This is a genomic window from Acinetobacter sp. UBA991 (genome assembly GCF_002292065.1).
Taxonomy (GTDB): domain Bacteria; phylum Pseudomonadota; class Gammaproteobacteria; order Pseudomonadales; family Moraxellaceae; genus Acinetobacter; species Acinetobacter higginsii.
Genome location: NZ_DBBF01000042.1, coordinates 157,747 through 172,059 on the forward strand (window position 1 = coordinate 157,747; position 14,313 = coordinate 172,059).

Here is a 14,313-nt window from a genome sequence, read left to right on the forward strand (position 1 = left end):
AAAGACCACACCAAGCTAACAAAGGAAGATCACCTTTAATGGCTGCTTAACCTCTACTTATAACTTCGGTTATTTATAGGCTACCGAGGATTTCATGGTTTTTAATCCGCGTCTGTTTATGAAGTCATTTTACTGTACAAGTTTCCAAGTTATATAGAAAATTATGGTTATCAATATGATTTAATTACCCCCATAATATCAAGATATGTGTGGCGATTTAAGAAATCTCTAAATAACTTATATTTACATTCTTAATTAAAAAAAATATGATCAAAGTTCAGACAGAGGATTTTGATATTTAATAAATATAAAAATACCTCTTAGTGCCAACTTTGTCATGGATAAAACTTAATGCAATTAAATAACAACGGTTCTAGTACTGAACTCAGTACACTCGCACCTAAAATAATTCTTTCCCCTTTATTAAAAGCTATGGTGGGGACTCTTAAAAACCATCAATCAGATCATTTCTTCAATTATTATGGGCCTTCTCATAATTTGCATTTTGATGCCACCGCTTTTGTGTCTGCAGTATTTAAGCAGATCGGGACTAAAAACGATTCAAAGCCAATTTATAACATCATCAGAGATATTCAATTATTACCTGAAGATTCAAAACTCAGAATAAGCACTTTATTTGATAAAGAATCTGAAGCTAAAACTGCCCAGACCTATCGTGATTTAGACCAAGTGATGTCTGAAATTGTTCAGCAAGTACTTCAAAATGCTCCGACAGGTATGGCACTGAATTCTCTCAACCAATTCTTAGGCGATCTCAAATATTCTGATCCAGTGATTGTCAAAAATTCTCAGTATCCTATGCAAGTCAAAGGACAATCCAAAGTAGCTTCTTTGCAATATACAAACGACTTAAAAGCAAAAGATGGCGAATTACGACTTTTCACTGTTACTGAAGAAATCAGCAAACCTCAATGGGTGAAAGAGGTTTGTGAGGCAATCAAAGCCATTGTGAAGCAGTCCTACTCAGCTGGTGAAAAGATGCCATTAGAGGCTGCTGAACGTATGCAGGAAATTCTTGATGATGAATGTTCTGCTGAAAATAATGATATCCAAAATCTACTTCATTTCGTAGAAATCAAAGCACTATCACGAGCTCGTATCCGAAATTGCTTCAAAATTATGGAGATCATTGCGGATCACATTGAGAAGACTGAGCGTAACGATTTCAAGCGTGAGTCCGCTGTTTCCTATATCCGTAAAGCGATTGCTTTCTTTGAGATTTTTGGTAATCGAATTGCTCCATGGAATGAGGAAACAACGGAAACCATTAAGGACTATGGTATTGACTTTAGTGCTATCTATGGCGCTGTAGGTAAAGTTGATTTTAATGGTTTGCTGGCCTATGTTGGAGCAACAGATGCTTTGCCAATCTGGGTAAAACCAAAAATTGAAATGAATGATATTCGTCATGAGGATAAGGAAGGGCTATCTCTAAAACGTGAAGTCACTTATGCCTTTCGGGTGAATGGGGAGTTTGTTAAAGAGGAAAAAGTAAGTTCATTTAATTCTAAGTTGCAGATCAATTATAAGACAAGCAAAGGCAACCGTTCGGGTACAGATACCATGCTGACTGCTTATGAAGCTCGTCTGCATACTATCAATAAAGCATTGCTGCTGAAGGATATTGTGGATGATAAAGGTCAGCCGATTTCTGAAGAGCGATTAAGCAAACACTGCTCAGATCGCGTTGCTCAAGTAGAGATGTTCCAGCTCATTATGATGTACTTCGTCCTATCTGGGGCAGACATGAAGATTTCAGATTTTGAAGGGGCATTCAATAAACTGGTTGATGCATTCAAGAATCCTCAAAAAATCCGACTTAACCTTACTCGTATCTTAGACGAAAAGCTCAATACCGAAAAAATGCATGAGCGAATGGAGGTGATCACGTCTACGATCACTACAGCGCTAAAAGCGAATCTGGATTCCATCATTAGTGAGATGGAAAAGGATAGTAGTCTTAAAACTGTACTCTACATCCTTCCAAGTATTGTGAATCTAGATGTATTCAAGAGTTCAATTGGTGAAGATGCTGAACAGTTCTTTAGTATATTTAAGGGTAAAGAATCGAACTTTTACAGCTACATCTCGATGGTGGATGCTAGCCGTAAAAAGTTGGCGAAAATGAGCCAAGACGAAATCATTCGAAAGAATGATTATGCTCGTAAAGCCCTAAGCGAGATTGAGTTTAATTCCACACTGAAAATTCGAACGTTGGTACCGATTGAGAATCCTAATACCGACCTAGATCAATTTGATGTCGCTCGTAATCTGAATATTCCTTGTTTACCAGTATTGATGGTGCCGACCAACAAGAAGGTCAGCGACAATGGGCTGCCACATTTTTATCATCCTGAGAGCTTAAGTTATGACAACTTGTTATCTAAATACAAGGTCATGATTCATTATTCATCTAAGCTATTTCGATTGAGTGACCTAAAAGGCGGCCATGCTCAATTATGTTTGGATGAAAAAGAAAATGCCTTGATCATCAGTACGTCATGTTTTTCGATTGCGATTCATCTATTCCTTAAACATCTGGTTAAAGAAGTAAAAAATCAACTGGGTATTGAAGAGCGCTTATATGTACCTCTAATGCGAATTGACTCAGTTGATGAACATGAGAATGAAGAAAAAGCCCAATTTCAAAGGAAATCAAAAAAGATCCAAAAAGGTGGGTTTAATCCTGAGTGTAAACGAGCGTATGCCACTGCTTATACCCTTGAGAAGTTGCTGAACAATGATGATGCTATTGTGAAGGTACAGGGCCTTAAGTATCAACCAGATCCTATGCCTTATGATAATCAAAATGGTGAGCGAGTTTGTGCCCCGGTGAACCTCGCAATGGATAAAACCGTGACTTACCGTATTCAGGCTGCAATTGAAGCACTGTCAGGATATTCAGAAATCATCATCCCATTTGAGGGCACTAAGGATAAAATTGCCTGTATTAGCTATAACTCTCGACCTGAGAATGATGTGGAATTTAAGTATCAGCATCAGAAGGATTTGCTACTGCTTAAACCAGATTATGGCTACATCTGCTACGTCTATACACTTGAGCGTATCAACGATAAACAGGGTCGCTTATCACTACAGAAGGTCAGTCATGCCCCAGTTGCTGAAGACAATCTGAGAACAAGTAAGGCGATGCACCGTATCATCGAAAAACTGCAGTCAGATGGTTTTGAAGATGTTGTATTGCTTTCACACCATTTTGCACAGCGTAAGATCGGTAAGACTGAAACCAGCAACTTGATTCATGAAAGTGAAAGCGCTTTGGATCAACTTGATCAATTGTTCCCGGATATGAATTTCTATCCATTCCAGTCTGATACGATCCCAGCACTGAGCTTAAAAACCAGTGATAACAGTCGTGTCTATGAGGTACCGCACCATCAGTACCATACGGCGATCATCAATAAAAAAGAATATAAACAATCCTTGTCCGTATATAGCTTTGCGACTAAACGTACTGTTGGTGTTCGTACTCAGAATGGTATTTGTTCGTATTTCTACATGCTAACCAGTCAGGAGCATTCGATTCATAACGATAAGCGAATCAGATTGCACAGTAAAATTATTGATGTGAATGATTCCAATGAAATGAAATCAATTCGCTCTGTATTGCGTGGTCTGCATTACTTTGAGTCTGAACGTCCTACAGCTGGCAAAAACTTCACTCCGGTACTTGAGCCTTCCCATATTCGTGGCGCCACTGGCATTCAAGAGCTTGGTGAAGTCATCGTGTCGAGTCGTCTAAATAAAGGCGAAGTCGTCATGAGTCTGCCAGCCTTAATCGGCAAGCTCGAAGAATACGTTATTCTGAAGAATGAAGACTTGATTGATCCAATCGAGTCGACTCCAGAGGAAGCTGAAGGATCTTTAGCGACTGATGTGGAGTAAGCGCCGTGGTAAAAAATGAAGCCAAAGTTTGGGGCGAGGTTTATGAGATCGCTGTTAAACGTGGTTCGATTATGGCTTTGCTTGATGCAAAGCTATTATTAGCCAGCAATCCTGTAGTAGCAGAATGGAATAGTAAACAGATTGCTGATGTCTTTCAGGAAATGAAGGAAGCGTTATATAGCGATGTCATTAATGCCGCTATCCATGAAAATATCGAAAGCTATTTTCAGCAACTGATAAAAACTGGATTCGGGCATGGTTATACCAATACTCGTGAGTTTCTAAGAAAGATCAAGCCAAAAGGTATTGCAAGGGCTAAAACGGCGAATGCAAGACCAAATTGGGGCTTATCTGGCATCTGGTGTCCACTGACAATGCCAAATGATATAACCCAGACCATTGTAGATGACTACACAACTGAGGAGGAACATATTGCTATTAAAGCCTTCAAGGATAAGGCGTTGGAAATATGGAATCAGCAATTCAGTCTTACCCACGCTAAAATGTTTGGTAAGGGAATGTTTGGTCGTGCTGATTTCTTGGCGGTAATCAAAGTCAAATCCAACTATCATGTGCTGGTTCAGGAATATTCATTATTTTACGTTTTAGGTGAACCAGAACAATTCAACGCCAAGGATTCTTGTACCTATTTGCAAGAGTACAAGCGTTACATCAAACATTCTGAATCCCAAAGTGTTTTCTCATACGTGAATGCAGAAGCTCAAGAGATCCCATTTAAGTTCTCAAAAAAACTACGTGAATACTTGAGAGCCTATGTCCGTAAGGAAAAAGTCCTATTTAAGATGGCGCAAGGCTGCTCGTATGCAACCACTTTTGTTGATTCTTTTAAATGGAAGTTTGAACAAGATGACATGCCAAATATTCGTCTGAGTGTGATGGCGATTACCAGCCGGGGAAGTGAATACATTTCTGCTGAATTTGCGGATAAAGATAAATCCCCAGAGCTGGAAATTATGTATCAGCTGGGCAAGGAGTATCAGGATAACGTTCTGAGTCTGGACGATATGGATGAACGCACGAAACTGCAAGTTGAGATTCTGAATTATCTGGTGAATGAACCTGTCAAAAACATCTCGGAAATCGTGTCCAAAAATATTAGCGATATTTCCTACGGTCAGGATCTTACTTTCACTATTACCGAAAGGCTTAAGGATTTTGTGAATCCTAACCAGCCACTGGCTTTAGAGTGGGTTTTTGACTTGATAGATCGGCAAGTCGATGACGAAGACCATAACCAAAAACTTAAAGAGATGGTGCTGGCTGAGTTTAAAACAATTCGTAAGGGAAAAATTGAGAATAAAACTTCATTCACCTTACGTGATTTGCATAAATGCGCCGTAGTACTGGCACTGAAGGAAAGTAAACAAGGTCGGGTGAATTTCATCTGTTTGACTGGTACGCCGGGGATTGGGAAAACATCGAGCGTTAAGACTTTGCTGGCAGATTTGGAAGGCTTTTTTTTCTTTTATACCAGTCCACGAGTGTTGATTAACGATGATGTGGTGGGTGATTTATCTAAAATCTCAGCCACGATTACCAGTAACAGTGATGTGGTGACACAGGCACAGCAAATCTATTCGAAGATTCACAACAAGGATTGTAAGGTGAATGCTCGTGGTGCCGCTATTGTGGGTGGTGTTGAAAATCTGAAGATAGATCATGGCTCAAGTGTTCTATTGTTCAAACAAGATGAATACCGGAAGCTCAAAGACCTGGAACAGAATGCAAATGCCAATAGACGCTATGCCAATACCTCAGAATCTAAAATTACGGCAACCAATAAGAAGTTTGCCAGAGTGTTTGATTCATTAGGGGAAGCGACCCAGCAATTGCTTGGGTTCCATCCAGAGCTCAATAAGCTGACGATGACTGTAGCAAGTCAGGCATTCATGCCATATAACACCACCCCAGCTGGACCACGAAACCCAAGGGAAACCCAAAATAAAATTGTGGCAGCTTCCAGTTTGGATGGGTTGGAAAAAATGTTCCAATACAAAATCGATAAGAAGCCGACAGAGGCCAAAATCGAACGTAGAGAGTTTGCCAAAAAGTTCCCTAACATTGTGGTGATGTTTGATGAAATTACAGGGGATTCAGGCACACGTACTTTTATCAATGAGATGCTGAAATTCCTTTCCAAAAACTTCATTGAACCGTTTCAAGGTAATTCACCATTTACGGTGACTGTGATTCTTGCTGATGCATCCCTCAGTAATGTGAATGCAATCCAGAACTACATAAAGAAACAGGATCAGTTACCAGCAAAAATGTTCATCTCTCCATCTTTGGGTAATTTCCCATTCAAGGTGCAGACTGCAGATCTGGATGATGGTAACTGTGTTCGTTCTAGTATCCATATCATGGCGAACTGTTACCCGGCAAGTGATCTTAAAATCCAATATATGCTCAAGCAATACGCTGTAGTCCCTGAAACAGATGATTTTGGCTTGGATAAGAACCTGACTCATCTATTTCGCCAAGAAGCTGGGGACAGGACTCAAAAGACCGCTATCAAGCTTATTCAGAAGAATCTTGAAGACGGTAAAAAGCAAGTTATCTATTTTGCTCAGGATAAAAATGCATTGGCCGCACTCAGAGATGCATTAGTCGATGAAGGAGTGGTTGAACGCTCCAAGATTGGCATTTTTGATAGCCAGTTAATGGGATACCACCGTTCAGAGTTGCTGGATCGCAAAGAGAAATTGCAAGTCGTACTAATTACTTCGACTGCGGCTAGGGGGATTTCATTCCCAAACTGTGATTCAATCATTGCTGCCATGCCTCGTTTCGCAATTGAAGCCTCTTTAATGGAAATCGCCCAGCTTGTTTACCGGGGACGTGGTGGATATTTGGATAAAGAGAAAAATGAGTGGGTCAACGGCGATGAACGTGATCGTCTGCTGACGATTCTGGTAGAAGATTTCTACTTGGTATCTAATGATGAAACTCAGACAGAGCTTGAATATAAAGTTAAGAGCTCATTGGATATGCTCTCAATTTTCATGCTTATTCGTGGGACTTTATACACTCGTATCACTGGGGATGCTGGCTTCAAAAAAACTCAGATTGCCATGATCCCAATTGGTGAGGTGAAGGATAAAGCCAGTGATAAACCGGGTTTAGCTTCTTTGATTAGGGATTTTATGAAGGACGTGAATAGTGTTCTTTATAAAATTGTTGCAACTGAAGGTGAGTTGGTAGGTAGGCTTAAGGCTGTGGTAGAGAAGGCCCAAACGGTTTACTCAGCAAATAAGCTCAGTTCCACCTATAGCACTAAGACCGACAAATACCGAAGTTTTTACACACCTACATTAACGCCTGAGTTAAAAGAACTTCAGTTCTACGAGAAATGGTGCCGGGACAATCATTCGCTTAAGTCCAGATTACTCACTATTAGCGATCAAGAAGATGCTTTGACCATTCCTGAAAATATCTATATCTGTGGGCCTATGATCATGGAAGATCGCTCAAACTTCGGTAACAAGGAGTCGTTTGATATTGCCAATGACAATCTCTCACAAGATTCTTTAAGGAAGTTCCTAAATGAGTTAATCGCCCTTCAGATGGGATTCCCTCAGTTGAATGCCTATAAGAACATTCAAAAGCATATCAGGGAGATCACGAATATGATTTCTTCTGTTCTTGAATCAGAAACGGATAGCTATACAAAGGAAGTTGAGCAACAGGGAATGATGCGTAAGCTCTGGGTGACGTACCCGGTAGCGGCAAACGAGCTGGTTAAACTTCAGGACAAGAGCTTTGATAAAGAGTGGTTTGATGCATTGAGCTTTGAACTGAGAGTGAGAAATGCAGAGTTTCCAGTGATGCCAGAATATCGAGATCATCCATTTCGTGGTACTCAGCAATTATCAGGGCATCCAGTGTTTGAAAGGTTATTTGAGCAGACAAATTTCATGCTTTGTCGTGAATTAAACTTGGTGAATACTTTGACTATGTTTAATGAATGATCCGAATTATATTATCTATTTAGTAGAGGATTAATGTGCATATACCTGCTGCACAAGAACAACTTAAATTCTTAAAAAATATTCAGCTGATTTTACAGTCGGGTAGTTTTAGTAGCACCTATAAATTTGCGTTGCTGATTAGCCTAAGCCGATTAGCTATTGAAAAAGGTAAAGATTCAGGTGAGAGTCTATCACTCGAATATACGGATATTGCTGAAAAATTTATTGAGCTATATTGGAAGCAGGCTGTACCGTATGTATTTAACGATGCAGGACAACTGATTTTAAATCAGAACAATGGTAAGCAAGCTGCCATTGTAAACCGAATCATTGAGCTTCGGCATAGTTACTCATCTCTTGGGCTGTTAAGAAGAAACTCACTGGTATGGTTAATGCTCGTTAAAGATGTGGCTCGTACTGTAAAAGACATGCCAGTCCGTTATCTACAAAACATCAATGGTCAAAATTTTGAGTTTTTATATCAGCTTGATCGGTGTGGAAAACAGCTCATCCTTTTGCCTCAAGTCATGTTTTGCTTACGACAGTTCAGTGAAATCATCGAAGAGCTTTGCCAGAAACGTTGGATTGACTATATCCGTAAGAACAGCAGCAATGCACCTATTTTGAATCAGTTGCCGAATCTTGAACAATTCATGTTTGAGCCGAGTAGAAACCAGTTGAATGCGGTAGCAAATGTATTGGTCGACCTACAAGACTATAAATGCTTCTACTGCAATAAACCGATGCGCAATGGCAATTACGCCGTTGATCATTTCATTCCATGGTCTATGTATCCATCTGACACAGGGCACAACTTTGTACTTGCTGATTCAAGTTGTAATTCTAAGAAAAGTAATTTACTGGCATCAGATGAGTTTTTGCATAAGTGGCAAGAGCGTAATGAAGAACAGGATTTGATTATTGTGGATCGAATTTCTGTGTTGGGATTTCTGACCGATAAAGAACGCTCACATAAGGTGGCTGAGTGGGCGTACGTTCAAGCAAAAAATAATGGATATATTTACTTCAGCTCATAATTGAAGTTGTTAAGTTAAGGTTACTGCTTACTCGACATTTCAATATTTAAGCTATCGATTAAGAAGTTTTCTTGCTTTAATTAAAAAAGTTTTAATAAAACTATTTACAAAGTGGTGATGTGGTTCTAGGATTTTAGACCACGTCTATAAGTGATAATCTACTCCCCAATAAGCATGGGAAATGCTTGTTTTTGGAGTCAACCATGACACGAAGAAAACGTCGTAATCATTCAGCAGAGTTTAAAGTTAAAGTTGCTCTCGCAGCAATTAAAGGCGACCACACACTCGCTGAACTTTCTACTCAATTCGATTTACATCAAAACCAAATCATTGATTGGAAAAATCAACTGCTTGAGCAATCAGTCAATATTTTTTCACGACCAACAGCACAACAAGAACCAGAGATTGACCTCAAAGCTCTACATACCAAGATAGGACATCAGGCATTGCAAATTGATTTTTTAGAAGGTGCGCTCAGAAAAATAGGGCAGCTGAGCGGCAAAAAATGATCGATAAGACCCATCAACTTTCGGTACGACAACAATCGCAATTGATTCAAATCAATCGCAGTACGTTGTATTACAAGCCCAAAGAGATTTCATCAACTGATTTGAGTTTGATGCGTCTGATCGATGAAATTCATCTCGACTACCCATTTATGGGCAGTCGAATGATACGAGGTATGCTACAGCGTCAAGGGCATCAAATAGGTCGGCGTAAAGTCCGACGTTTAATGCGCTTGATGGGAATACATGCCTTGTATCCAAAACCCAATACAAGTAAGCCTAATCTTGCACATCGTATTTTCCCATATCTGTTGAAAAACATGGTCATAGATCACTCTAATCAAGTCTGGTGTACAGATATCAGTGTGCCGCAGCAAGCGGCGTAAGAGATGAGGGTATGGCCCCTCGCTATCGGCTTGCAGGAGCAGGTAGCAAACCACCATAAGCGGCTTGGATCAAAAGTCCCGGTCGTGAGCGTTATGGAAAAGGCATCGTAGAGATGTCAGGTAAGAATTAGGAAGGCGAACAACAGTGAACTGCCGTTCAAGTGTCGAAAGTACTCAAATGACATCAAAACCGGGGATGGAAGTTACCCCGCGATTAGTTTGGCCGTTACCTGCTTACGGGCCATTCGGTGTCCGGCGTAGAGGCAGCGCGATCCTAATTCAGGCTCTTACGTTGAACTGCGGGAACCTTCGGTGGCGATGTCAAGCGAAAGGCACAAGCTCAAAAGGCAAGGCTGATAATAGCAATGCGTCACCAAGGGGCGGAGCAACTCGTAGTAGTGTTGAAGTTACTGTAATGGTAATGGAGCGAAGGGGTTGCATTATCCAGGTCTACGGATTTGTCAACTGTGCAAGCAGGAGGAGCAAAACTTTATGACCAAACCATTTAACATTCCTAAAGCGTTAATCTGGGAGGCATTTAAAAAAGTCAAAGAGAATGGTGGCGCTCCAGGCGTTGATCATGAATCTATTGAGCAATTCGAAAAGCATTTAAAGAACAACCTATACAAACTATGGAATCGACTTTGTTCTGGCAGTTATTTTCCACCGCCAGTTAAGGCTGTTCCGATTCCAAAGAAGTCAGGTGGCGTGCGTATACTAGGTATTCCAACAGTTGCAGATCGAGTCGCGCAAACAGCAGTTAAGCTCTTATTAGAGCCGAAAATTGATCCATTATTTCATCCAAACTCATATGGATATCGTCCGGGGCGTTCTGCCCATGATGCAATTGCGATAGTGAGGAGACGAAGTTGGGATTATGACTGGGTTGTGGAATTTGATATCAAAGGTCTCTTTGATAACATCGACCATGATTTACTCATGCGTGCACTCAAGAAACACTGTGAAATTCCATGGATTCTTTTATATGTGCAACGTTGGTTAAAAGCACCAATGCAACACATAAATGGCCATCTTTTAGAAAGGAATCGCGGCACACCACAAGGTGGTGTTGTGAGTCCTTTATTGGCGAATTTATTTATGCATTATGCTTTTGATATGTGGATTACGAAACATCTTCAAAGTGTACGGTTCTGCCGTTATGCAGATGATGGCGTAATTCATTGTCGGAGTTTATCTCAAGCCAAACTTGTTTTACAAAAGATCGATGCACGATTTCGTGAATGTGGTCTCGAATTGCATCCAGACAAGACAAAGATTGTTTATTGCCAAGATATTAATCGTCGTAAAGCATATCCCGATGTTCAATTTACTTTTCTCGGGTACACGTTTAGGCCCCGTAAGGCTGTGGACAAGTATAAAAGAGTTTATGTAAATTTCTCTCCTGCAGTCAGTCGTGATGCACTTAAAGCAATGCGACAGACTATTCGGAAATGGCATCTACATCTGATGTGTAATCGCGAATTAAGTGATTTATCTGCAATATTCAATCCAATTCTTCAAGGTTGGCAGCAATACTATGGTCGATTCCATGGTTCAGCAATGTCAGCGATCTGGCAACACATGAATGCTTATCTTATACGCTGGATGAGGCGTAAGTATAAAAACTTGGCCCGTCATAAAAGACGGGCTAGATATGCCTTAGGGCGACTTGCGCGTGATTTTCCAAATGCCTTTGTGCACTGGAAAATGGGATGTTTACCATCGGTTGGATAATGGGAGCCGGATGAGCTGAGAGGTTCATGTCCGGTTCTGCGAGGGGCTAAGGGTGAAATTCCCTTGGTCTACTCACCCGTACATTCCTATGGCTAAAGGTTTTGTCTATCTATGTGCAATTATAGATTGGCATAGTCGTAAAGTACTGGCTCATCGAGTATCGATCAGTATGGAAACAGACTTTTGCATAGATGCGTTGCAAGAAGCAATTGTGAAATATGGTTGTCCAGAGGTATTTAATACAGACCAAGGCAGTCAATTCACAAGCGAGGCATTTTTGAATGAGTTAAAATTGCGAAATATCCGTATCAGTATGGATGGGAAAGGACGATGGATGGATAATGTGATGATTGAGCGTTTATGGCGCAGCGTGAAGCATGAGGAAGTCTATTTGAAGGCTTACGATACGGTTAAACAAGCGAAACAATCAATTGCTGAATATTTGGATTTTTATAACACGATACGTCCTCATTCAAGTTTGAATAAGGCAACACCGGATGAATTTTATGATCAGCATTTACTAAAAGTAATGGCAGCATAATTTAAATATTTAGAGCGGATTTATCACTTATAAAACTGAATTGAGTGGTCTAATTAACGGAACCACATTAGTGGTTTGCGAGAGCTACTATTTGCTTAAGGAAATTTAAAAATAGTTTTATTAAAACTATATTTGGAGTAATTATGAAACTAAATGAAATATGTTCAAGTATTACAGTTGGAATCAATAAATTCAATGATACTCATGAAGAGAATTTAATCCAAGTCAGTTTATTGACAGGTCAAAGCCTAAACGATAAAGGTTCTCTGGATGTAAATACTCGTACAACGAAAACAGTATTTGTCGATGAGGAGCTTATTGAAAAAAAGAAATTAAAAGAAGGTGACATTGTTTTTTTATCAAAGGGCACAAATCTACGAGCTTCAATTGTGACTGCGGAACAGGAAAAATTAAATTTATTTGCTCCTGCAACATGTCTAGTCATCAAGGTAGATTCGGAAGTTGCTTTACCAGAATTTTTAACTGTTTTCTTAAACAGTGAATATGGTCAAGCAGTACTCAATAGTTTGAATAAAGGTACGACAATTATGAATATTCCTGTGAGCAGTCTAAAGGATATTGAAATTTCAGTACCAGACTTAGGGGTACAGCACAAATTGGCAGAAGTATTTCACAAAAATAATCAAGTCTTGCATGCAATAGAGCAACTGAAAGTTCAACAAATTAAAGCAACGAATGCTGCTTTTCAAAATTTGATGAGCTAAAGGAGTTTTAAAGTGAAAAATACGAATGCATATCTTCCAGACTTATTAAATGTGGCTCATCAACTTACGCGTGATGGTTCAACTGAGCTTTTGATCTTGGTTGCTTATCTTGTAAAAGAAAATGCAGAGGAATGTGAGAAAGCAGCCTCATCTACGCACGATAAAATTTCTAATTTTATTTCTGAATATGTGACTAAAGAACATTTATCTTGGTTCAATACCAACTCTATCAAATGGAGTAGCAATCAGCTTGCCAATATCTTTCAAGTATTTTTAGGTTTGCATAAAGACTGTTTGAATCCTAAAGAATATGGTGAGCAGGTATTTAAACTATTGAAAGAATATGTTCTACATCATCCAAAGACATGGGATATGTATTATGTCGATTCACAAAATGTTCTAAATATATTCACATCTATTATAGGGTCTGTCGAAGACAAAACACTTTACGATGGGGCATGTGGTCTAGGATTATTAGCACACGAGCTTAATACTCAAAAGCCTATATTACGTGATATTAATGAAGCAACAGTAGGGGTGACAAAACTGCTTTTTGCCTTAAGTGAAAAAGAGGCAGATATTCAGCGGGCAGATTCATTAAGTGAAGGCTCTTCAAGCTATGGTGTTGATCTTGTAGTGAGTACGCCACCAGTCAATATGAGGGTCTTAGAATCCTTGGTAGCAGGACAAAATTATTTAAAAGAATTATTTATTACTGCTCGTATTCCTACCAGTGCATCTGAGAGTCTGTGGATTCAACAAGCACTATATAACTTAAATGCGCATGGTAAAGCATACCTTCAGATTATCCCTGGCTGGCTATTCAGAGGTGGGTATGATGCAGAGTTGCGTGAAAAAATAGTGCAATTAAATTGGGTCGAAGCTGTTGTTTTACTTCCTGCTGGTATTTTGACTGATTCAAATATTGAAATGAGTTTACTTATTTTAAATAAAGCCAAAGCTAAAGATACCATTCGCATGGTGGATGCACGAGGTTTAGGCGAGCGTCAGCGTAGAAAGCTTCATTTAAGCCTGAATGATGCACAGAAAATTAAGGAACTGCTCACTGTTGATCAGGAGAATGAGTGGTCAAAAGATGTCACTATCCAACAGGTCAAAGCCAATAAATATAGCTTACACTGTACGGAATATTTTGATGTGCATATTGAAGTTGAGCAGTTAGATCTTGAGCATGAGCTTGCAGTACTGCAAGAAAAGCAACGTCAGTATTTGAGTGTGAAGGATGAATTTAATCAGCTCTTAAACAACATTTGAATGAGTAATCTTACTTAAATAAATGTTACTCATATCACTGAATTTAGATTTAAACATTTGAAACAGATTTCAGGTGTCAGAGCGGAGTCATGATGAATCAGCTCTCACCCAAACGTATGTTCACTAAAAAATTAACCGCATTTCATCAAACAGTACCGATTACTACACAGCAGGCAAATAGCCTATTAGAAAA

General features: G+C 39.5%; 6 protein-coding genes and 2 pseudogenes. All 8 read left to right on the forward strand.

The genetic code is table 11. The annotated features are described in order from the left end of the window. Nucleotides 1-351 precede the first annotated feature (351 nt). Nucleotides 352-3,927 (forward strand): hypothetical protein, encoded by a 3,576-nt coding sequence (locus tag B2727_RS18065; protein WP_241345477.1) that lies wholly within the window; start codon nt 352-354, stop codon nt 3,925-3,927. Nucleotides 3,928-3,932: 5 nt separating this feature from the next. Further along, the gene (locus tag B2727_RS18070; RefSeq protein WP_241345476.1) at nt 3,933-7,916 is read left to right on the forward strand and encodes a hypothetical protein; all 3,984 of its coding nucleotides are present in this window, start codon (nt 3,933-3,935) and stop codon (nt 7,914-7,916) included. Nucleotides 7,917-7,951: 35 nt separating this feature from the next. Further along, nucleotides 7,952-8,953, forward strand: a complete 1,002-nt coding sequence (locus B2727_RS18075) for an HNH endonuclease (RefSeq protein WP_409449593.1) — start codon at nt 7,952-7,954, stop codon at nt 8,951-8,953. A gap of 203 nt (nt 8,954-9,156) precedes the next feature. Beyond that, nucleotides 9,157-9,824: pseudogene (locus B2727_RS18080) on the forward strand (IS3 family transposase); the annotation flags it as partial. A 513-nt stretch (nt 9,825-10,337) separates the two neighbouring features. Beyond that, entirely contained in the window at nt 10,338-11,579 is a 1,242-nt protein-coding gene (gene ltrA / locus B2727_RS18085; RefSeq protein ID WP_004826931.1) for a group II intron reverse transcriptase/maturase, read from the forward strand. 64 nt (nt 11,580-11,643) lie between these two features. Then, nucleotides 11,644-12,120 (forward strand): annotated as a pseudogene (locus B2727_RS18090) (IS3 family transposase); the annotation flags it as partial. 143 nt (nt 12,121-12,263) lie between these two features. Further along, complete coding sequence (locus B2727_RS18095; RefSeq protein ID WP_241345475.1) at nt 12,264-12,845, forward strand: restriction endonuclease subunit S; 582 nt, start codon at nt 12,264-12,266, stop codon at nt 12,843-12,845. Nucleotides 12,846-12,857: 12 nt separating this feature from the next. Next, nucleotides 12,858-14,120: an HsdM family class I SAM-dependent methyltransferase gene (locus B2727_RS18100; protein WP_241345474.1), complete on the forward strand. Its 1,263-nt coding sequence runs from the start codon at nt 12,858-12,860 to the stop codon at nt 14,118-14,120. Nucleotides 14,121-14,313 lie beyond the last annotated feature (193 nt).

Excerpts from the sequence above, each read along its gene's own strand:
- B2727_RS18065 (WP_241345477.1), top strand. The coding sequence starts at position 352 with ATGCAATTAAATAACAACGGTTCTAGTACTGAACTCAGTACACTCGCA.
- ltrA (WP_004826931.1), top strand. The coding sequence starts at position 10,338 with ATGACCAAACCATTTAACATTCCTAAAGCGTTAATCTGGGAGGCATTT.
- B2727_RS18095 (WP_241345475.1), top strand. The coding sequence starts at position 12,264 with ATGAAACTAAATGAAATATGTTCAAGTATTACAGTTGGAATCAATAAA.